Here is a 20,923-nt window from a genome sequence, read left to right on the forward strand (position 1 = left end):
CCAGGGCCACAGCCATTGGCCCCGAGTTCGTGCTTAATCTGGACTCATGACTCCGAGCAACGGCCTGATCCAGATCGAGGAGTGCTTCGACGAATCGGGGAGGGTGACGCTGCCGCCCGGCGCGACCTTGATCTCCCTGATCGACCGCAACATCGCGCATGTCCCGGACACCGTCGCGTACCGCTACCTGGACTATTCGGCTGCGGACCTGCGAACCATCGAGTTGACCTGGGCCGAGCTCGGTGTGCGCCTGCGGGCCATCGCCGCCAGGGTCCAGGCCATCAGTGAGCGCGGTGATCGCGTTGCCATCCTCGCCCCACAGGGACTCGACTACGTCGCCGGATTCTTCGCGGCGATCAAGGCCGGGGCCATCGCGGTGCCGCTCTTCGCGCCCGAATTACCCGGGCACGCTGAACGTTTGAATATCGCGTTGCGTGACGCTGGACCGACCGCGATCCTGACGACGACGTCGGCGCTGCCCGCAGTCACCGCGTTCCTGTCCGTACACCCCGAGCTGGGCAGCCCTACCGTCGTCGCCGTGGATGAGATCCCCGACGGCGAGGGTGCCGCGTTCGCTCCTGTGGACTTGGACATCGACGACATCTCGCACTTGCAGTACACCTCAGGTGCCACCCGACCGCCCGTCGGTGTCGAGATCACGCATAAGGCGGTGGGTACCAACCTGATTCAGATGATCCTGTCCATCGACATGCTGGACCGCAACACGCATGGCGTCAGCTGGCTGCCGCTGTATCACGACATGGGTCTGTCGATGATCGGCTTTCCCACGGTATACGGCGGTCACTCGACGCTGTTGTCTCCCACGGCATTCATCCGACGGCCGCTGCGGTGGATCAAGGCATTGTCCGACGGCTCGAAGGTCGGGCGGGTCGTGACTGCCGCACCGAATTTCGCCTACGAGTGGGCCGCGCAACGGGGGACGCCGGGTCCGGATGACAACATCGACCTGACGAACGTCGTATTGATCATCGGCTCCGAGCCCGTGAGCATCGACGCCATCAACACATTCAACGCGGCATTCGAACCGCACGGCTTGCCGAAGACGGCGTTCAAGCCGTCCTATGGCATCGCCGAGGCAACGCTTTTCGTATCGAACATCGCACCTGCCGCGGAGGCGACGGTGCGGTACTTCGACCGCGACCAGTTGGCGTCCGGAAATGCGGTGTCCGTGGCCGAGGGGGCGCCGGGTGCGGTCGCGCAGGTGTCGTGCGGTCAGACCGCACGCAGCCTCTGGGCGGTGCTGGTAGACCCGGCTACCGGCGCCGAGCTGCCGGACGGACACGTCGGTGAGATCTGGTTGCAGGGCAACAACATCGGCCGAGGGTACTGGGGCATGCCAGAGGAGACTCGCGAGGTTTTCCGCGCTCAGCTGCGAGCGGCCCAGCCGCAGCGCAGTCACACTGACGGCGCCGAGATCGACGGATCATGGCTGCGCACAGGCGATCTGGGTTTCTACCTCGATGGCGAGCTCTATGTGACGGGACGGTTGGCCGACCTGATCACCATCGATGGACGTAAACATTATCCGCAGGACTTCGAAGCCACCGCCGCTGACGCGTCACCCCTGGTGCGCCGCGGATACGTGGTGGCCTTCACCGTGCCAGGCGAGCATGGCGAGCAGCTGGTGATCGTCGCCGAACGCGCCTCGGGCACAGCCCACAGTGATCCGCAGCCGGCCATCGAGGCGGTGGAAGAACTGGTGTCTGAGCGGCACGCCGTGACCGTCGGTGATGTGAAGCTGCTGCCGGCCGGCGGCATCCCGCGCACCACCAGCGGCAAACTGGCCCGTCGTGCCTGTCGTGCCGCATATCTCGACGGCGCCCTGTAGCTCGGTTTTCTTGGATCCCCCTTCGCTATGAGTGCTCCCATAGCGAAGGGGGATATCTGGTGTTATCGGTGCCAGACGCGCTGCGGTTTCGTTGCGTCCTTGACCGCTCAGTATGAGAGAGATCATAATTCGAAGCCATTGATCGCACCAGGAGTTGCCCATGCCGCCCGACACCCGCCAGTCGATGGTGCTCGCGGCTGTCGAGTTGCTGCGTGAGCGCGGTGTGGACGGTGTCACGCTCGAGGATGTGCTGAGCCGGAGCGGGGCACCTCGAGGTTCGATTTATCACCACTTTCCGGGTGGGCGTGCCCAGATCATCGACGAAGCCGCACAGCTCAGCGGTGATGCCATCTCGCGGCTCATCGCTGATGCCGCGGACCGTGGACCGGCCGCCGTTGTCGATGAACTCACCACGTTCTGGCGAAAGCTGCTGCGGAAGCACAAGTTCGGAGTCGGCTGCCCGGTGGTGTCCATTGCCGTCAGCGCCGCGCCGGACTCGGAGCTGGCGCGGCACGCCAATCAGATTTTCCGCACTTGGCACGGGCTGATCACCGACTGCCTGACGGCAGATGGTCTCGACACCGCAGCGGCCCGCCGGCTCGCGACCATGTCGCTCGGCGCCATCGAGGGTGCGATCACCATGTGCCGGGCCACGTCGAGCCCGCAGCCTCTCGACGACGTCAACGCCGAACTGAAGTTGCTGCTGGCAGCGCGAACGCTTTTCGCCGCCGGCGCACCAACACCGAAGGGAAATTGAGTCATGGAGTGGACCGGTGCGGTGTATGCCGACGCGCCTACCGTCGAGGTCTCGACGTGGATCGACGCGCCCGTCGAGCGGGTATGGGAACTGGCCTCCGACATCACGGTGATGCCCGAGTGTAGTCCGGAGCTGCAGCGAGTCGAGTGGCTCGAAGACTGCGACACACCTCGTTTCGGTGCCCGGTTCGTCGGCTACAACAGTCACCCGGCCCTGGGTGAGTGGTCGACGGAGTCCGTGATCATCGAGTACGAGCCGCGACAGGTGATGGCCTGGGCCATCGGTGATGCCGAGAACCCGACCGCAACCTGGCGGCTGAGCGTGAGCCCCGAGGGTACGGGAACGCGGCTCGCGCAATGGGCTCAGATGGGCCCTGCGCCATCCGGCTTGTCTCTGGCGATCGCCCGGATGCCCGACAAGGAGCAGAAGATCGTCTTCAACCGACTCCGCGAATTCGAAGCCGGCATGCAGGCCGCCCTTGCCCACATCAAGCAGCGGGCAGAAAGCTGATGCGCGCGGCGACAACGGTCGAGGCGGACAGCCTCGGAAACTGGAAGTACCAAAGGATTTTCGTCGCAGAGGCCGAGAAGCTGGGCCTCGACATCTGCTGGGTCGCCGAAGCGTGGGGGTCCGACGCACCGTCTGCGCTGGGCTTCTATGCCTCGTGCACAGAGCGGATGTTGTTGGGTTCGGGCATCATTCAGCTGGGTACGCGCACTCCGGTAGCCATCGCACAAGCCGCGATCACGCTGTCCAACCTGTCGGAAGGACGCTTCCTGCTGGGCCTGGGCGCATCAGGTCCCCAGGTTATCGAGGGACTGCACGGCGTACCGTTTGCCAAGCCTCTGGGCCGGATGCGCGAGACCATCGACGTCATCCGCCAAGCGGCTGCTGGTGATCGGATCTCGCACAGCGGCAAGCAGTTCCAGATTCCGCTGCCGGGCGGCGACGCGAAGCCGATGCGGCTATCCATGCGGGCAGAGCACGAAATCCCGCTGTACATAGCCAGTCTCACGCCCGCGATGCTGCGTCTCACCGGCGAAGTCGCCGACGGCTGGCTCGGCACCAGCTTTGTCCCGGAAGGCGCCGAGGACGCCTACTTCGCGCATCTCGATGACGGACTCGATCGCTCCGGCCGCACCCGCACCGATCTGGATATCTGCCAGGGCGCCGAGGTGTCCTTCGCCCGCGACGAGGAGCACCTGAAGACACTGATCGACGCCCGGAAAGGCGAGTTGGCGTTCAGCCTCGGTGGAATGGGTTCAGCCTCAACCAATTTCTACAACCAGGCGTATAGCAGGCAGGGCTGGGCGGAGGTCGCGGTGGCGGTCAGTGAACGCTGGCAGGCCGGCGACCGCGAGGGTGCGGCGGCGCTCATCACCGACGAGATGATCCTCGCCACCACCTTGATCGGTACCGCGGACATGGTGCGCGACCGCCTGCAGGTGTGGTGTGACGCCGGCGTCGACACCGTGCGCGTCTATCCCGCCGGAGACACACTCGAGGAACGGTTCAATACCCTCGGTGCCGCGATCGACCTGGTGCATTCCATCAGCCGGTAGCCCTGCCGGCTTGGTACCCGTCCAGGAAACCGGTGAGTCCTGACGGCGTATGCGGACCGATGGCGATCTGTTCGACGACACCGATCCCGCTGCGCTCACCCATGGTTGCCTTGACGACGTTCTGCAGGTGCAGGGACGTGAAGTCGGTGGGGTCGAAATCGTCCAAACTGATCGATTCCCGGCCGATCTCGTATTGCCCATGGTTGGAACCGTGTCCCCAGTGGGGGTGCCAGTAGCCGATGCCGCGCATCCGGAACGTGTAAAGCTTCTCCAGCTCGATATGGGTTTGACCCTCGATGGGGTCGGTGAACCATAGATGGGCGCGCCGGATCTCGCGCCGGCCGGGCTCCCAGTCGAGTTCGTAGCCGACGTCGTAGCACTCACGCACGCCGACCCGACTGCACGGCGACGCACCTGCAGGCAGTGGGTCCAGGACCGCGGCAGTCTCCAGCCAGCGGCGCCCGTCCTCGTGCTCATGGAAGGCGTAGTGGGTGAATCGGTCCCCGAAATGCAATGGAGCCCAGAGCCAGAAGACCTGGAAGGGCATGGGTTGACGTAGTACGGCAACTTGCTCGCCGACCGGTCGGACACCCCATGAGCGATCCCGTGTGCCCGGCACGTAGCCGGCCTTGACCGTCACGTCTTCGCCGTCGACGGTGATGGTCCCCTCCCACGACCCCCACTGGGTGAGCCTGGTGTGGTCGGTCAACACGATGCCTTCGGCGGTGCGCCGCTGTTGACGCGGCTCCTCGACGGCCGCCGTCGTGGCCTGGAAGGTCAGGTCGCAGGAAATGCCGTGCTCGTTGGGTTCGACGACGTACCGGATGGTGCGCAGCGGTTCGATGACTTCGATGCGGAACGGCCCGACGGTGGCCGACCGGTCGAGAGGCATTGCCCCCGAAGCGAAGACCGAATGTTCGACACCATCTTTTACGACGCTGAAGGCGGCATCGATGATCCCGCGAACGGGGTAGTGCCCCATGGCTGCGCCGAAGTAGAAATCGCCGTCACGCTGGTGGCCGTTGAACCAGTAACGGTCGTAGTGGTTGAGGTCGCCACTGGCCGGGACGCCCACCGGATCGGCAGAGGAATGGATCGGGTAGTCATCAAAGGGAGTCAGCACAGGGCCTCGCCGTCGGCGGGGACCCGGGTGGGCACCGTGACCATCTCGGTGTCGTCGGGGGAGACCAGCCCATTGGGGCGGCGCCGCAGCAGGATCTGACGGTTGACTCGGCTCATCGTGTCGTTTCTGTGGTGGGTCAGCGGCAGTCGAGGAGCTCCCGGCCACAGCGAGTTTTTCATATTGATTATTAAAAGTCGCCTCGGTTATCGTCAACCCCGAATGTGAAAGCGGTCGCCAGGAGAACCCGATGAGCGTGAACGACGCAGCACCCCGCCGAGGGAGGCCGCCGCGCATCGACCAAAACGCCATCGCTGCAGCGGTTTTGGATATCGGCACAGAGAACGCCACAATGCGCCGCGTCGCCGAACATCTCGGTGTCAGTTTGCCCGGCCTCTACCATCACGTGAAGAACCAGGATGACCTGCTGCGTCTGGCCACGGCGAGTGCTCTGACCAGCTCGCCGCCGCCGCGGTATACCGGCGGCCACTGGGCCACCTGGCTACGCGACTACGCCTCCTACATCCGGACGGTGCTCGCCTCAGAACCCGCGCTCGTGGAGAAGTTCGTCAGCGGAGCGGTTGGGCATGACGTCGAGATGGAGTACACCGCCGATGCGGTCGAAGCACTTGCGGCCCAAGGCTTGTCACCGGGCGACGCGCTTGCGGTGTGGGCCGCTGTGAGCGCCATGGCGGTCGGCAGTGTTACGGAGGCGCATCGCGAATACCTCTACTCCGAGAGCGGGCAACCGTGGCTGGCGCGGATTCTCGCGCTCACCGCGCAGTGCCCGCCATCGGAGTACCCGACGCTGCGTGCCATCGCGAAGTCCGGTGACGACCCGTTCGGCGAACAGGCATTCCAGCATCGAATGACGTTGTTGCTGGGCGGTATCGCGGCCCACTACGGGCTACCCCTCTAGCGCCGAAACGGCATTCCCGCAGAACAAGTTCGAGAACTCGACTGCGGGAATGCCGTTTCGGTGGAAGGCGAGATCAGCTGCGCGGGTACGTCGGGTACTCGATGCCCGACAGGAACTGCACCACGCGGACCACCTGACAGGAGTAGCCGAACTCGTTGTCGTACCAGCAGTACAGGATCGCCTGGTCGCCGTCGACGATCGCGGCGTTCGCGTCGATGATCGATGCCGCACGCGAACCGATGAAGTCGCTCGACACGGCGTCGGTCGCGGCCGTGTAGTCGAGGTTGCGGCTCAGCGGACCCGACAACGACGTCTCGCGCAGGTGCGTGAGCACCTCCTCCTTCGTCGTCTCCTTCTTGAGCTGCAGGCTCAGGATGGCGATCGAGACATCGGGGGTGGGAACGCGGATCGAGTTACCCGTGATCTTGGCCTTGAGCTCCGGCAGCGCCTTGGCGACGGCCGAGGCCGCACCGGTCTCGGTGATCGTCAGGTTCAGCGGCGCCGAACGGCCGCGACGGTCGGCCTTGTGGTAGTTGTCCAGGAGGTTCTGGTCGTTGGTGAACGAGTGGACGGTCTCGACGTGGCCGCGGATGATGCCGAACTTCTCGTCCATCGCCTTGAGCGGCGGCACGATCGCGTTGGTGGTGCACGACGCACACGAGAAGATCTGCTGGTTGACGTCCTGCCCGAGGTGGTTGACGCCGTGCACGATGTTGGGCACGTCGCCCTTGCCCGGTGCGGTCAGGACGACCTTCGAGATGCCCGGACGCAGGTGCTGCTCGAGGCCGGCGCGGTCGCGCCACTTGCCGGTGTTGTCGATCAGGATGGCGTCGTTGATGCCGTACTGGGTGTAATCGACCTCGGACGGGTCATTGGCGTAGATGAACTTGATGACGTTGCCATTGGCGATGAGGAGGTTGTTCTCCTTGTCGACCTTTATGGTGCCGTTGAAGTGCCCGTGCACCGAGTCGCGGCGCAGCAGCGAAGCCCGCTTCTTGAGGTCGTCGGCGCCACCGCTGCGGACAACGACGGCCCTCAGGTTCAGTCCGTTGCCACCGCCGGCCTTCTCGACGAGCAGCCGTGCGACGAGACGGCCGATCCGGCCGAAACCGTAGAGCACCACATCGCGCGGGCCCTGCGGTTCGGCCTTGTTGGCACCGGTGACCGCGGAGAGGGCGTCGGCGACGAAGTCCGGGACCGAGAGGCCGCGCTCATCGGCGCGGTAGGCGTGCACGAGCAGGCCGAGGTCGATCTTGGCGGGGCCCAGATCAAGATTCGCCAGAGCCTCCAGGAACGGGAAGGTCTCGACCACCGACAGCTCTTCGCCGGCGATCTGCCGGGCGAAGCGGTGCGTCCGCAGGATGCTGATGACCGACTTGTTCACCAGCGACCGGCTGTGCAGCAAGACGGTGACGCCACGCGTGCGGTGCAGGGTGCCGACGATCGGAATCATCGCCTCCGCCAGGGCTTCCTGGGTGTTCCAACTGGCAAGTTCTGGTGTATTCAAGTCATCTGTCCTACGGGTCGCTTGGCCGATCGCGCTGAGCAGCGCATTCATGTTAGCGAGCGTCATTTCCGGCTCTGCAGGTCGCTCCCGCTGGCAAGGCGCGTAGGGGTTGACAGCCACCCGGGATCGTGCGCCGAGACGGTGTTCCAGCAGGCGTCCACTCGGATTTTCGCCGCTGGAACACCAGTTCAGCGGGTGGCTATCAGGTGGCCGGCTGCATGCGCCGCAACACCGGCACCAGCCCGGCGAGCGCGGCGATGTTCGCCACCACGATCAGCGCCATGGTGTAGCCGGGGGAGATGTCGTAGACCGCGCCGAGCAGTCCGCCCGCCACGAGCAGTGCGACGCCGCGCAGCAGGGCCAGCCAGCCGAAAGCGATGGCCCTTATGTTTGCCGGCACGAGCTCGGTGATGACCGATTTGACGGTGGAGTCGAGCACCCCGTTGACCACACCCCAAACAGCGACGCCGATCCAGACCAGGGTGCGGTCGCCAGTGAAGGCGATCGCGGAAAGGGCGGCGGCGATCGGAACCGCGAGCAGCGTGACCGCTCCTCGCTGGTCGTAGACGCGGCCCATCACGAGTCCCGCGGCGCCGTCGACGGCCATGGCCACCGCGAACAGGATGGGTACCTGAGCGTCGGTGAGCAGCCCGGTGCGCTGGGCATGGAACGCCAGCAATGGGAACGACGCGACACCGCAGGACAACAGTCCGATCGCGAGCACGTACTGCCAGAACTGGGCCGGAAGCCGTGGCTTGGCGTCGGCGGGCTGGGGTTCGTCGGACGCCCCGTCAGGCGCCGTGATGTCGACGTGCACCTGTTCGTAGTCACGAGGGTCCGGGACGCGGAAGCGGAGCCAACCGAGCAGGGCCAGCACCAGGATGCCGGGGACGATGAGCACCCCGAACGCCAGCCGGTAGTCACCGGCATGGGCGCTCAGTACCGCCGCCAGCAGCAGCGGGCCGGCGATCGCGCCGGTTTGGTCGAGGGCTTGGTGGACGCCGAAAGCGCTGCCGCGGCCGGTGCTCATCGACGCATGCGACAGCAACGTGTCTTTCGCGGGTGAGCGCACAGCCTTGCCCAGCCGCTCCGTGCCATACAGCAGCAGTGCCGGTACGAGAGATCCCGTGACACCGATCAGCGGCACACTCAGCACGGTGAGGGCATAACCGGTGATGGTCCACGCCCAGTAGTGCTGCGTTCGTGCAATCGCATAGCCGGACACGACGCGCATCCCATAGCCGATGAATTCTCCTGCGCCGGCAACCAATCCGACGACAGCAGCCGAAGCTCCGAGAGTCGCCAGGTAGGGACCGATGATGCTCCGGGCACCTTCGTACACCATGTCGGCGAGCAGGCTCACGACGCCGAAGAGGAGGACGAAGTGCCAGGGCTTGAGGGGGCGGCGGGTCACGCACCGATTGTGCACGCCGAACCGAAAACGGACTTGGCCACACGGGCAAGTGCTGGCTCGGTCTGTGACTTCCCCGCAAACCTGGTCGAATTCTGTTGCGGTGCGGCAGATCCACCCGTAAACTAGCACATATGTTCGAATGCGTGGGGATCGGGGCCGGCGGTGCGCTGGTCCATGATGTATCCGTGGTCGACTCGATGGTCCACTTCGCGCGGGTATCGGCTATGGCCGAGTCTGGGAAGTTCACGGCCATTGCTGATCTGGTGGCGCTGCGGGTTGATGGTCAGGGTGATCGGCAGTGGTGGGCGTGTGATGGGTGGGATGCCGCGGTCGCTGAGGTGGGGGCTGCGTTGGGGATCGGGTCTCGGGAGGCGTCGGGGCAGATGGCTACCGCGGTCGCATTGCGCGATCGTCTGCGTCGGGTGGCGGCGGTGTTCGCCGATGGTGGGGTGTCGGCGCGCACGGTCGGCATGATCTGTTGGCGTACCCGGCTGGTGGAGGATCCCAACACGTTGGCGGTGATCGATGCTGCGCTGGCGGGGGCGTTGTGTGAGTGGGTGGGGTTGTCCCGCAAGAAGATTGAGGAGAAGATCGACGGTTGGGTGCACAAGTTCGATCCGGTCGCGGTGCTCAAGGTGCGGCCGGCGGCCCGCTCGCGTGGGGTTGGGGTCGGCAAGCCTGATGATGAGACCGGGGTGGCGTCGATCTGGGGTGCGCTGCTGGCCACGGACGCGGAGTTGTTCGATCGGGCCTTGACTGCCCTCGCTCGGCAGGTGTGTGACAACGATCCGCGCACGTTCGCGCAGCGCCGCGCGGATGCGGTCGGGGTGCTCGCCGCCCGTGGGGACCGGTTGGCGTGCCAGTGTGGCACCCCCGAGTGTCCGGCGGTCGGGCCTGATGTGCGGGCGACGGCGGTGGTGATTCATGTGCTGACCGATGCGCTGCCGGCGCCGGTGGCTGATCGGTTGCTCAGCGGGGACCCGGCTGCACCCCTGACCCCGCCCGTGCCTGAGCCGGTCTTCACGCCCGAATCCGAGCGCGCACCCGAGCTGGTGAACGGGGCAGCGCTCGACGCGTCGCCCGCGCCAGTGCCAGCCGCCACGCTCGCCCACAGTCCTGATCCCGCGGCTGAGCCGGCGCCTGTGCGGGTCCCCGCTCGGGTGCGCACGCCGGTCGGCTATGTGGTCGGCGGCGGTGTGGTGCCGCCGGCCGTGTTGGCCGATCTGGTGGCCCGCGGCGCCAAGGTCCGCACCGTCGCCTCAGCCACCGGATTGGGTGGGGTAAACCGCTACCGGCCCTCGGCCGCGATTGATGAGTTCGTGCGGATGCGGGCGATGACGTGCATGTTCCCGGGCTGCGATCAGCCGGCCACCGCCTGCGACCTCGACCACACGGTGCCGTGGCCGGGCGGGCCGACCCATCCGGGCAACTTGAGCCCGAAATGCCGCAAACACCACTTACTCAAGACCTTCTACGGCGGGCCCGAGGGCTGGCGTGACCGTCAACTCGCTGACGGGACGATTGTGTGGACTGCACCTACTGGCCACACGTATACCAGCGTGCCCACGAGTCGAATCCTGTTCCCCGACAAGGTCACCGACACCCCGCTACCGGATCCGCCGCCGCCGGACGGCACTGATCTGGGCACCCCACCGGCGCCGGGGCGCGGTGTCATGATGCCGATGCGGCGCCGCACCCGCGCCCAAGACCTGGCGCAGCAGATCGCCTACGAACGCGCCCTCAACGAAGCCGACCTCCAGCAGTTAGCGGCGGCCCAAGAAGCCTGCGCCCGACGACACGAAGCCCTCCAAGCCGCACGCGAAGCCGGCCGTCGGGCAGAGGAAGCAACCGCATCCGGCGAACAACACCCGCCCACTGAAAACGACATCCCACCACCGCCGTGACCCACGGCTCCGGCACTGCCGGAATCGCTCGTCCAGTGCGCGTGGTCGAGGGATGATCGGGTCGACAGGGCGATCACCGCCGAATTGCGTTACCCCGCAGGGCATACCGGCCGGGTGCGCTGCAGCATGTGGCGGAGAGCTACGGGTACTCAATCCCGTGCTGCCGCAGTTGTTCCATCGCCTCGCGGTCCGTACCGCGAACGGCAAACGCGTCGAACGGTTTCCGCGTCGCGCGTCGTACAGCTATCAACTGGACGCATTCGCCGATGCGGTGTTGGGCGGTAGAACCGGTAAAGACGTCGCCGCTGGACGCGGTTGAGAATATGACCGTCATCGATGCCGGCTACCGAGCCGCGGGGTTACCACTGCGGGCACCTGCTTGAAGCGGCGGACCATGAATGCGACCACTGCGGCGATCGCGAGGACGATCACAGAACCGACGACGTTGACCAAGCCGTTCGCGACGTCGAAGGGGAACGTGAAGATGATCGCCAGCAGGACGACTACCTGAACGACCAGGCCGACGCCGACGACCGCACTCAACCGGATGTGCAATGCGTGCAACGCTGCGGTGAGTGTGCTTTCGGTGGTCCCGGGCATGAACCGCGCCGCGACGAACAGTGTCATGGGCTTGCCGATGCCGCAGCTCGCGAGGAACACCGCAGCCGCAACGCCGCCGACGAGCGTCTGCCCGGCCAGCACCAGCTGTGGGTTGGTGGTCACCAACGCGACCGCCAGCGTCAGCCCGAACATCAACATGAGGTATCCGGAATACGGGTCGAGCTGACGGGCTTTGGCCAGACCATATGCCACCGGGAGGCCGGCGACGATCGTGGCGGCCAAGAGCGCGAAGTACTCCGAATGCCCGGTGGCGCGAAGTCCATAGAAGGCGAGCAGCGGGGACCCTACTTCGAGAACCGTACGGATGATCGCGCGCCGTTTGGCAGTGGACCTTTCGGCGCCCGGGATGGCAGTCATGGCGAGGTCCTTCCGGGAAGCGTGAGCTGTGGCGCGGTGCTGAGTTGCTTACAGCGTCTCGCTCGGCCGGCCGCGAGTCTGTCCGGTGACCGGCTGACGCGGGGATGAAATCACTGTCCCCCGATTGGGGGAGTCGCCGCCGACGGGCAGCCCGATGCGCCTCGAAAGCCCACGTCAACCACTCTGTTCGCGCTAGTGTCGTGACGACTTCCCTCCCGTTAGGAGACAGCATGGGCAGCTATCAAACGGTCCTCGTGGGTACTGACGGTTCAGACTCGTCGATGAAAGCGGTGGAGCAGGCCGCCGCGTTTGCGGCGCAGCACGGCGCGAAACTGGTCATCGCAACCGCGCATATTCACGAAGTCGAGAAGGGCGGTTGGGCACGGGCGGCTGCACCCGAAAAAGCGAGTGACCGGCGCGCCGAGGATGCCCTGGGGCGCGAGGGCTACCGGGTGCACGGCGATGCACATGTGTACGAAATCCTCCATGAGGCAGGCGAACTCGCCCGTGGGGCAGGTGCCACAGACATCGAGGAACGTTCGGTGATCGCCGCACCTGTCGAGGCGTTGGTCAGACTGTCGACGGAAGTCGAGGCGGAGCTGATCGTCGTCGGCGACGTCGGCCTCGACTCAACAGCAGGACGACTGCTGGGCTCGGTACCTGCTGACGTGGCCCGAAAGGCCAAGATCGACATCTTGATCGTCCATACCGTCGACTGATTGTGGTCTGATGTCGACGCACGATTTCGCGACGTACGAGGAATTCGGCCGAAAGTTCTTCGAGGTTGCCGTCACCGCTGACCGTGTAGCCGACGGCTTCGGCAGCATGGCGGGCGATACCTTCGAACTCGGACCCTTTCCGGCCGGCCCGGCGGGAATTGCTCGGGTTACCGCGCGCGTCAGTATCGAGCAGCCTCACGTGACGCGCAGGGCCGGCGACATGATCTCGTTCGACGTTCGCATACCGCTGGACATCGATCTCCTGATCGACCTGCGCGTGGACCGCTCGAGATTCATGGTGGCGGGGGAGATCGCGTTGGTTGCCACCGCTCGGGCGGCGGAGCCGCTGCTGCTGATCATCGATATCCCCAAGCCGGAGCGTAAGGACATCACTGTCAACGTGACGTCGCAGACGCTGCGGGGCGAACTTTTGCGCATCGTCGCGGACGTCGACTCAGAGATCAAGCGCGTCATCGCCAAACAGGTCGGCCGGCGGATCGAAGCACCCGAAGCGCAGCAGGCGAAAGTTGTCGACATCGGCAAGCAGATCGCCAGCGCTTGGACCGGGAACTAGGCTGATCATGGAGCGGCGCGCCCGCGAATGGCTGGCGGCAGGCAGTCACTTCGAGTGGATCTCATCGGAGCCGGATAGCCTTCGGCTCAACATCTTTCATGCAGAATTCGGCGACCCCAGGGCTCCGCTCCTGCTGCTGGTTCATGGGTTTCCCACCAGCAGCATCGACTGGCAGGACGTGGTGGGGGAGCTCAGCGCAGGCTTTCGGGTCTGCGTACTGGATCTTCCGGGCTTCGGATTCTCCGACAAGCCCCAGGGCGTGAGCTATACCTTGCGCCGCGACAGCGAACTGCTCGGGTACTACCTCACCGAAGTCCTCGATGCCCACACAGGCGATGTGGTTGCCCACGACCGCGGCGACAGCGTCGCGCTTGCTTTCGCGCATCGATGCAGCACCGGCGAGACGTCGTTCGACGTGTCCAACCTTGTTCTCAGTAACGGAAATATCTTCCTGCCCTTGTCGAATCTGACCGAATTCCAGCGGCTCGTGCTCGATCCCCAGACAGCGGCGGCGACCGTCGGTGCCATCACGCCCCAACTCCTCGCCGCCGGGCTTGGGCAAACCACGTTCACGCCGCGTCGCGCACTCGACGATCCGACCATCGTGGCGCTGGCCGACACCTTCGCCGCAAACGATGGCCTGGCCGTCATCCACGACACGATCCAGTATCTGGTGGAGCGCGCCGAGCACGAACAGGAATGGCTCGAGGCAGTCGCGGCGATGACCGTCAAAACGATTGTGGTGTGGGGGCTTTGCGATGAGGTCTCGCCGTTGCGGGTCGCGTCACATGTGTGGAACAACTACTTGTCGACCAAGCCGGGCGACAACGAATTCTGGGTGTTGCCGCGAGCCAACCACTACCTGCAGAATGATCAACCCGCGCAGTTCGTGCAGGTTCTGCGGGCCGCACTCTCGGACAGTTCGCCGCAGGCACCTGGGCCGCTGTCTGATGACGTCGGCGCCCCGGTCTTCGTGGATCGGTCCCGGTCGCGACTGCCGACTGCACGTGAGACCCTCCACACGAAGGCAATCAGGTAGCGGCGACACGTTCAGCGATGCTGCGTTATCGCATGTTCGATGGTCCCGATCCCGTCCAGTTCGAGCGTGAGGGCATCACCGTCGTTCAGCCAATTGCCGGTTTCCATACCACTGCCACCGGCCAGAGTCTCGGTCGCGAAAAGCTCACCGGGAAGCAAAGTTTCGGATTTTGACGCGTGTGCGAGCATCTCGCCGATGGTCCAGCGTTGATCGCTGGTATCAACCCGGCTGACCACGCGGCCGTTGATGCTCACTGATCCGGTCAACGTTGCCAACTTGGGGAGTATTTCGTCGGGGGTCACCGCGACCTGCGACATGGAACTTGCGAAGTGCTTCGACTTCTGCGGGCCGAGGCCGGTGGCCATCTCGGCGCGCTGCACGTCGCGGGCGCTGAAGTCGTTGAGCACGACGAAGGCTCCGATGGCGTTCGTGGCCTCTTCGGGGCTGGCGTCGCGCAGCCCGGTGCGCAGGACGAAGCCGAGTTCGAGTTCGTAGTCGAGGGCCTTGGTGTAGGCCGGAGCCCGCACCGGCGTACCGCTGGGCACGAAGGTGAGGTGATTGGACATGTAGTAGATCGGCTGTCGGTCGAACAGTGCGTGCGGTGCGAACTTCGGAAACGGTTTGTGGGTAAGGGATTCCACCGCACGCGTCACGGCAGCTTCGCGCGGATGGAACCGGGTCAACAATCCTCGAGAAGCATCGATCACGTGTTGCCGGGACGCCATGAAGTCGCGGAACGACAGCGGCTGGAACGGCAGACATCCGCCGCCGGCCGCGGCGTGGTCCCGGGCGCGGGCCACCTCGAATTCCGGGGTGAAGGCCGACGGTAGCGGCGCGACATCGGTGGGCTCCCAGTCGCCGGTGTCGTCGAGCTTCTGATACTGCAGCCGGTCGCCGGACAGGATGCGCCGGAACTTCATTGTCAAACCTCCCTTGGCGAGATCCTGTCGAACACTCAGCGCGCGGGCGCCACGCCGTTCAGGACGAAGTCGATGACTTCACGGGCCACGTCGCGCTCGGACTTTCCCGAGCTGACGGCGTTGTGCAGCAGCGCTGTCATCATCATCGCGCCGAAAATGCTGATGGCATCGCTGCGTGGATCCGCGACATCCTTCAAGGTTCCGTCGGCGGCCCCGGCCGCCAAAACGCGGGCGATGGGTTCGTAGAACGCATCCTGGACGGCCGACGCGAGTTCGGGGAGTCTGATCGCTCGACCCAGGTCGCCAACCAGAGTCATGCTGGTCCCTGGCCGGTTCATCGTGTGCGCGACCTGCGCGGTGATGACCGCAACCAGTCGCTCCTTGCCGCTGCCGGCGGAGTCGGCAGCCTCGGCGACTTCGCGGGCAAGGTCGCCCAGCGAATCCCGCAGCAGAAAGCCGAGGATGTCGTCTTTGCCGGTGAAGTAGTAGTACAGCGTGGCTTTCGGGACACCGGATGCGGCCGCGATCTCTTCGATCTTCGTGTTTTCCAGTCCCTTGGTGGCGATCAGTTCGGCTGCGGCATAGAGCTTGCTCGCCACTGCCGCGGGCACCGCACGTCCCGTTTGTTCAGCCACGAGTCGAAGTGTACGAGCAGCGGGCCCAGCGAATCCGGGGACCGTGTAACCCAGATCCAAACCGATATGTTGTACTCAAAGTCTAAACTGTAAGTTCGAGTTATCGACCGGAAGGATCGCCATGAGCGACGTCATCGCGGACGTGATCGTGGTCGGCTACGGAGCCGCGGGTGTATGCGCTGCACTTGAGGCCCGCACCCAGGGGGCGGACGTTCTCGCCATCGACCGGTTCAACGGCGGCGGCGCCACACAGGTCTCGGGCGGGATCGTCTACGCCGGCGGTGGCACGTGGGTGCAGCGCGAAGCCGGTATCGACGACACCGCTGACGCCATGTACACCTACCTGCATGCCGAGATCGGCGACGCGGTGCGGCCAGAAACGTTGCGGCGCTTCGTCGACGGCAGTCCCGCGATGATCGACTGGCTCACGGCACACGGCGTGCCGTTCGAGGCATCGGTGTGCCCCTACAAGACGTCCTACCCGAACAACAAGTACTACCTGTACTACTCGGGAAGCGAGAACTCCGGCCACTTCCGCGGGCTCACCCCGCCGGTGCAGCGCGGTCACCGCGCCAAGGGGCCGGGGGCCTCGGGCAAGAAGATCTTCCAGCCACTGGCAGCGTCGGCGAGCCGAGCAGGTGTACGCACGATGTTCCACACTCGCGCCGACTCGCTATTGACCGACGCCACCGGGCGGGTGGTCGGAGTGCGCACCAGCACGCTCGCACATGCGCCGGCGTGGGTGCGGCGACGTTATGCGGCGTACGCGGCGCTGGCGGTGAAACCAGGCATTTACTACCCGCCGCTGCGCGCCGCGATGGAACGTCGCCTGGCTGTCTTGGAGCGCCGGTATGCCCAGACGGTCGACATTCATGCCCGCAAGGGCGTAATCCTGTGCGCCGGCGGCTATATCGCCAACCGGGAGTTGATCGCGCAACATGCTCCGGCCTATCGCGAGGGACTCCAGCTCGGAACCAGCGCAGACGACGGCAGCGGCATGAATCTGGGCATCGAGGTTGGCGCGGCCGTGGATCGGCTGGACAACGTCTCAGCCTGGCGGTTCATCACCCCGCCCAGCGCGATGCTCGGCGGGCTCGTCGTCGACGAACATGGGCACCGGTTCATCGACGAAACCCGTTACGGCGCCGCCATTGGCAATGCGATGGTGCAACACCACAACGGCCGCGGCTGGATTCTCGCCGACCGCACCTTGCTCGAGCAGGCACGCGAACAACTTCCGCAGCAAGCGATTTGGTTCCAGCGCCTGCAGATGGAGGCGATGCTGCGGACCGATCGCGTTGAGGCGGATACCCTCGAAGCCGTTGCCGCCAAAGCGGGTATCGACCCGACGGGACTGCGGCAGACCGTCACCGAGCACAACGAGGCCGCAGCGGCGGGGCGCCCTGATCCGCTGGGCAAGCCCGCCGAGTTCGTCCATCCCATCGAGCGGGGGCCGTACTCGCTGATCGCGATCTCGGTCAAGCACAGTCTGATCAATCCGTGCCCGATGTTCACCCTCGGTGGCCTCATCGTCGATGAAGACACTGGCGCCGTGAAAACCCCGGCGGGACAGGCGATCGACGGCCTGTTTGCCGCGGGACGCACTGCCGTCGGTATCTGCGCCAACTCCTATGTGAGTGGGCTATCCCTGGCCGACTGTGTGTATTCCGGACGGCGCGCGGGTCAGCACGCCGTCACCGCTGGCTGAACGAGAGTTCGTCCTCGTCGCTGTCCCGAGAAGGAGTCGGCGTCGGCCATTCGGCGGGGACCGGGCGTTGGCGCACGATCTGCGGCCACCAGAACCACTTGCCCAGCAGCGCGGCGATCGATGGCGTCATGAACGACCGCACCACCAACGTGTCGAACAGCAGACCCAAGCCGATGGTCGTACCGATCTGCCCGAGGATCATCAGGGGGCTGAAGATGAACGCCGCCATGGTCGCCGAGAACACCAGGCCCGCCGCGGTGACGACGCTACCGGTGCCGCCCATCGACCGGATGATGCCGGTGTTGAGGCCGGCGTGCATCTCCTCCTTGAACCGGGACACGAGCAGGAGGTTGTAGTCGGCACCCACCGCCAGCAGCAGGATGATGGCCAGCGGCACCACGACCCAGTACAGATGGATACCGAAGATGTACTGCCACACCAGAACCGACAATCCGATCGAAGCGCCCAACGACAGCACGACGGTACCGACGATGACGGCCGCGGCCACGATGCTGCGGGTCACGATTACCATGATCAGCAGGATGAGCGCGACTGCCGCGAGTGCGGAGAGCAACAGGTCGTACTTGGTGCCCTCTTGAATGTCTTTGTTGGTGGAGCCGATTCCTGCGATGTAGATCTTGGCGTCCGACATGGGCGTCGCCTTGAGGGCGTCGAACACCGCTTCCTTGATCGCGTTGATGTGGGGGATCGCCTCAGGGTTCGCCGGATTGCCCTGATGCGTCACGATCATGCGCGCCGCCTTGCCGTCGGGCGACAGGAACAGCTTGAGACCGCGTTTGAAGTCGGCGTTGTCGAAAGCCTCGGGTGGCAGATAGAACGTGTCGTCGTTCTTGGCGTCGTCGAACGCCTTGCCCATGGCGGTGGCGTTCTTCAGTGCCTCGTCGCTCTGGGAGTTGGTGCCACCAGTGGTCGCGTAATTCGACAGTGTCAGTTCGCGATTGCGTTCCTGAATGGCGATCTGCGGCGGGATCAGCGCCACCAACTGCGGCTGCAGGGCATCCAAGCGGTCGAGGCTGGCGGTGATGGTGCCGAACTTGTCGGAGAGATCGGCGATCCCGTCCAAGGAGTCGAACACCGATCGCAGCGCCGAGCACATGGGGATGTCGAAGCAGTGCGGTTCCCAATAGAAGTAATTGCGCAACGGACGGAACTGGTCGTCGAAATCAGCGAGCTTGTTCCGCAGATCGTTGACGGTTTCGACGGTGTCGTGGAACGCCTGGACCTGATCATGGGTGGCCGCGGCGCTCTGCTTCTGCAGCGAGAGCTGCTGCTTGAGGACGCTGATCGTGTTGTCGATCTCATTGGCCTGCTTGAGCAGGTCGTTGGCCCGGTCCTTCTGGTAGCCCAGGTTCATGATCTGGCTCGCACTTGACGCGCTGATCTGGAATGGGATGGAACTGTGCGTGATCGGCGTACCCAGCGGACGTGTAATCGATTGCACCAGAGCGATTCCCGGCGTGTGCAGCACGGCTTTGGCGGCGCGCTCGAGGATGAGCATGTCCGCCGGATTCCGCATGTCGTGATCGGCTTCGATCATCAGCAACTCAGGATTGATGCGCGCCTCGGTGAAATGACGCTCGGCGGCTTCCATGCCGACGACGCCCGGGGCGCTGGCGGGGATATACGGGCGGTTGTCGTAGCTCACCTCGAAGCCGGGCAGTGCGAACACACCGATGAGTGCGATCGCGCCGGTCACCACGAGGATCGGTCCGGGCCAGCGCACGATGGCGGTGCCGATTCGGCGCCAGCCGCGCGCCCGTTGAGCGACCTTGGGCTCCATGAGTCCGAACCGGGTGGCAATCAACAACACTGACGGACCCAGCGTCAGGGCCGCCGCCAACGTCACGAGGACGCCGAGAGCGGCTGGGATACCGAGCGTCTGGAAGTAAGGGAGCCGGGTGAACTGCATGCACGCGACGGCGCCGGCGATGGTCAGTCCTGATCCGACCATGACGTGGACGGTGCCGTGCCACATGTCGTGATAGGCCGAGATCCGGTCCATGCCCTTGCCGCGCGCTTCCTGGTAGCGGCCGACGACGAAGATCGCATAGTCGGTGCCGGCTGCAATGGCGAGAAGGGTCAAGAGGTTGGTCGCGTACGTCGACAGACCGATGACGCCGGCATGGGCCAGGACCGCCACGACACCGCGGGCGGCCGCGAGTTCGATAGCGACAGTCAGCAGGACGATCACCATCGTCACCAGCGACCGGTAGACGAACAGCAGCATGATGCCGATGACCAGGAACGTGATACCGGTGACCTCGTTGGTGCCTGCGCTGCCGACCTCGAAGTTGTCGGTCACCAGCGGCGAAGCGCCGGTGATGTATGCCCTGATGCCGGGCGGAGGCGGATCGTCGGCGACGATCTTACGGACGGCGTCGACTGAGATGTTCGACATGGCTTCGCCCTGATTACCACGCAGATATAGCTGCGTCAGAGCGGCTTTGCCGTCCTTGCTCTGCGAGCCGCCGGCTGTCAGTGGGTCGCCCCAGAAGTCTTGGACGTGCTCGACATGCTCGGTATCGGCCTGGAGCCTCTTCACCAAGCCGTCGTAGTAGTTGTGCGCTTCGGGACCCAGGGGCTGATCGCCCTCGATCACCAGCATTGCCGCGCTGTCGGAATCGAATTCATGGAAGACCTGTCCGATGTGCCGCATCGCGAGGATGCCCGGCGCATCGGGCGCGTTCTGCCCGACCGAGCGTTCCCATCCGACCACCTCGAGCTGGGGCGAGATGGTGTTCGAGACGGCGGCGATAGCGATCCAGATCAACAGGATCGGCAGGGACAGCTTCTGGATGAGCCTTGCCGGAAGGGAACCCTCGACGGCGTGATCGAGGCGGTGGCCGGTCATGCGGTCTTGTCCAGGCACGAGATGTATCCGTTCACGTGGTTCGTGGACCTTTCGTCCTTGACGATGCCGTTGACGGTGATGCGGCAGCCGATGGTGCTGCCGTCACCCTGTGCGCGCAGATCGGCATACATCGTCGGATCGTCAGTGGTCAGGGCCTGAGACCAGGGCAGAGTGACGTTCTCGACACGCTGAGGCTGTGCGTTGATATCCAGAAAGTTGATGGTCGCCATGGAGCCCGGCGAACCGAACACCTCGAACAGCACCCGTTTCGGGTTGTAGCCGGTGTTCTCCAGGGCTTCGGAACCGGGCCGTGAGATCTCGTTGTCGGAGCCGAAGATGCCGCGTAGCCGGTCGACACTGAATCCGACGAGGGCGACCACCACGATCGCGACGATGGCGATCCATTGCCGGCGTGCCAACTTACCCACCGAAAACTTGCTCAAGCC

18 protein-coding genes and 2 pseudogenes are annotated in these 20,923 nt (G+C 65.0%); 11 read left to right on the forward strand and 9 right to left on the reverse strand.

From position 1 onward, the window contains the following. Window positions 1-46: 46 nt before the first annotated feature. The 4 genes from ACX12F_RS13920 (at window position 47) to ACX12F_RS13935 (ending at window position 4,168) form a co-directional block, all read left to right on the forward strand. Entirely contained in the window at window positions 47-1,849 is a 1,803-nt protein-coding gene (locus ACX12F_RS13920) for a fatty acyl-AMP ligase (RefSeq protein ID WP_459370103.1), read from the forward strand. Window positions 1,850-2,009: 160 nt separating this feature from the next. Continuing rightward, a complete protein-coding gene (locus ACX12F_RS13925) occupies window positions 2,010-2,606 on the forward strand; it encodes a TetR/AcrR family transcriptional regulator (protein WP_459370104.1) in 597 nt (198 codons plus the stop codon). Between the two features lie 3 nt (window positions 2,607-2,609). Then, window positions 2,610-3,116 (forward strand): SRPBCC family protein, encoded by a 507-nt coding sequence (locus tag ACX12F_RS13930; RefSeq protein ID WP_459370105.1) that lies wholly within the window; start codon window positions 2,610-2,612, stop codon window positions 3,114-3,116. After that, on the forward strand, window positions 3,116-4,168 hold the full coding sequence (locus ACX12F_RS13935) for an LLM class flavin-dependent oxidoreductase (protein WP_459370106.1): 1,053 nt from the start codon (window positions 3,116-3,118) through the stop codon (window positions 4,166-4,168). Before ACX12F_RS13930 ends, ACX12F_RS13935 begins: the two co-directional genes overlap by 1 nt. Here the strand turns inward: ACX12F_RS13935 and ACX12F_RS13940 are convergent. Both ACX12F_RS13940 and ACX12F_RS13945 read right to left on the reverse strand, forming a co-directional pair. Continuing rightward, complete coding sequence (locus tag ACX12F_RS13940) at window positions 4,158-5,291, reverse strand: Rv3169 family protein (protein ID WP_459370107.1); 1,134 nt, start codon at window positions 5,289-5,291, stop codon at window positions 4,158-4,160. The two genes, ACX12F_RS13935 and ACX12F_RS13940, sit on opposite strands and share 11 nt — an antisense overlap. Then, window positions 5,291-5,407, reverse strand: a pseudogene (locus ACX12F_RS13945) (NADP-dependent oxidoreductase); the annotation flags it as partial. The gene ACX12F_RS13940 and the pseudogene ACX12F_RS13945, both read right to left, overlap by 1 nt. A gap of 131 nt (window positions 5,408-5,538) precedes the next feature. Here ACX12F_RS13945 and ACX12F_RS13950 point away from each other — a divergent pair. Beyond that, complete coding sequence (locus tag ACX12F_RS13950; protein WP_459370108.1) at window positions 5,539-6,207, forward strand: TetR family transcriptional regulator; 669 nt, start codon at window positions 5,539-5,541, stop codon at window positions 6,205-6,207. Between the two features lie 73 nt (window positions 6,208-6,280). Here the strand turns inward: ACX12F_RS13950 and ACX12F_RS13955 are convergent, their stop codons facing one another. Then, entirely contained in the window at window positions 6,281-7,714 is a 1,434-nt protein-coding gene (locus ACX12F_RS13955) for a glyceraldehyde-3-phosphate dehydrogenase (protein WP_459370109.1), read from the reverse strand. A gap of 202 nt (window positions 7,715-7,916) precedes the next feature. Next, window positions 7,917-9,128: an MFS transporter gene (locus ACX12F_RS13960; RefSeq protein WP_459370110.1), complete on the reverse strand. Its 1,212-nt coding sequence runs from the start codon at window positions 9,126-9,128 to the stop codon at window positions 7,917-7,919. 131 nt (window positions 9,129-9,259) lie between these two features. On the opposite strand from ACX12F_RS13960, the gene ACX12F_RS13965 reads away from it, so the two are divergent. Together ACX12F_RS13965 and ACX12F_RS13970 are read left to right on the forward strand one after the other, a co-directional pair. Then, the gene (locus tag ACX12F_RS13965) at window positions 9,260-11,032 is read left to right on the forward strand and encodes an HNH endonuclease signature motif containing protein (protein WP_459370111.1); all 1,773 of its coding nucleotides are present in this window, start codon (window positions 9,260-9,262) and stop codon (window positions 11,030-11,032) included. Between the two features lie 18 nt (window positions 11,033-11,050). Then, a pseudogene (locus ACX12F_RS13970) lies at window positions 11,051-11,415 on the forward strand (Gfo/Idh/MocA family protein); the annotation flags it as partial. Here the strand turns inward: ACX12F_RS13970 and ACX12F_RS13975 are convergent. Next, a complete protein-coding gene (locus ACX12F_RS13975; RefSeq protein WP_459370112.1) occupies window positions 11,363-12,010 on the reverse strand; it encodes a VC0807 family protein in 648 nt (215 codons plus the stop codon). The pseudogene ACX12F_RS13970 and the gene ACX12F_RS13975 overlap by 53 nt on opposite strands. 230 nt (window positions 12,011-12,240) lie before the next feature. Between ACX12F_RS13975 and ACX12F_RS13980 the strand changes: the two genes are divergently transcribed. From ACX12F_RS13980 to ACX12F_RS13990, 3 genes are read left to right on the forward strand one after another with little or no spacing between them, the layout of a single operon-like run. Beyond that, complete coding sequence (locus ACX12F_RS13980; protein ID WP_459370113.1) at window positions 12,241-12,729, forward strand: universal stress protein; 489 nt, start codon at window positions 12,241-12,243, stop codon at window positions 12,727-12,729. A gap of 10 nt (window positions 12,730-12,739) precedes the next feature. After that, window positions 12,740-13,303, forward strand: a complete 564-nt coding sequence (locus ACX12F_RS13985) for a hypothetical protein (protein WP_459370114.1) — start codon at window positions 12,740-12,742, stop codon at window positions 13,301-13,303. Window positions 13,304-13,310: 7 nt separating this feature from the next. After that, window positions 13,311-14,342, forward strand: coding sequence for an alpha/beta fold hydrolase (locus tag ACX12F_RS13990; RefSeq protein WP_459370115.1), 1,032 nt, complete (start codon window positions 13,311-13,313; stop codon window positions 14,340-14,342). A gap of 11 nt (window positions 14,343-14,353) precedes the next feature. Here ACX12F_RS13990 and ACX12F_RS13995 read toward each other — a convergent pair whose 3' ends face one another. Further along, entirely contained in the window at window positions 14,354-15,262 is a 909-nt protein-coding gene (locus ACX12F_RS13995) for a fumarylacetoacetate hydrolase family protein (protein ID WP_459370116.1), read from the reverse strand. Between the two features lie 35 nt (window positions 15,263-15,297). Next, a complete protein-coding gene (locus tag ACX12F_RS14000) occupies window positions 15,298-15,897 on the reverse strand; it encodes a TetR/AcrR family transcriptional regulator (protein ID WP_459370117.1) in 600 nt (199 codons plus the stop codon). Between the two features lie 121 nt (window positions 15,898-16,018). Here ACX12F_RS14000 and ACX12F_RS14005 point away from each other — a divergent pair, with 121 nt between their 5' ends. Beyond that, window positions 16,019-17,605, forward strand: a complete 1,587-nt coding sequence (locus tag ACX12F_RS14005) for an FAD-binding protein (protein WP_459370118.1) — start codon at window positions 16,019-16,021, stop codon at window positions 17,603-17,605. Here the strand turns inward: ACX12F_RS14005 and ACX12F_RS14010 are convergent. Beyond that, complete coding sequence (locus ACX12F_RS14010) at window positions 17,592-20,477, reverse strand: MMPL/RND family transporter (protein WP_459370119.1); 2,886 nt, start codon at window positions 20,475-20,477, stop codon at window positions 17,592-17,594. The two genes, ACX12F_RS14005 and ACX12F_RS14010, sit on opposite strands and share 14 nt — an antisense overlap. Then, complete coding sequence (locus ACX12F_RS14015) at window positions 20,474-20,920, reverse strand: MmpS family transport accessory protein (RefSeq protein ID WP_459370120.1); 447 nt, start codon at window positions 20,918-20,920, stop codon at window positions 20,474-20,476. Before ACX12F_RS14015 ends, ACX12F_RS14010 begins: the two co-directional genes overlap by 4 nt. Window positions 20,921-20,923 lie beyond the last annotated feature (3 nt).

The sequence above is a fragment of the Mycolicibacterium sp. HS_4_1 genome (assembly GCF_054515875.1).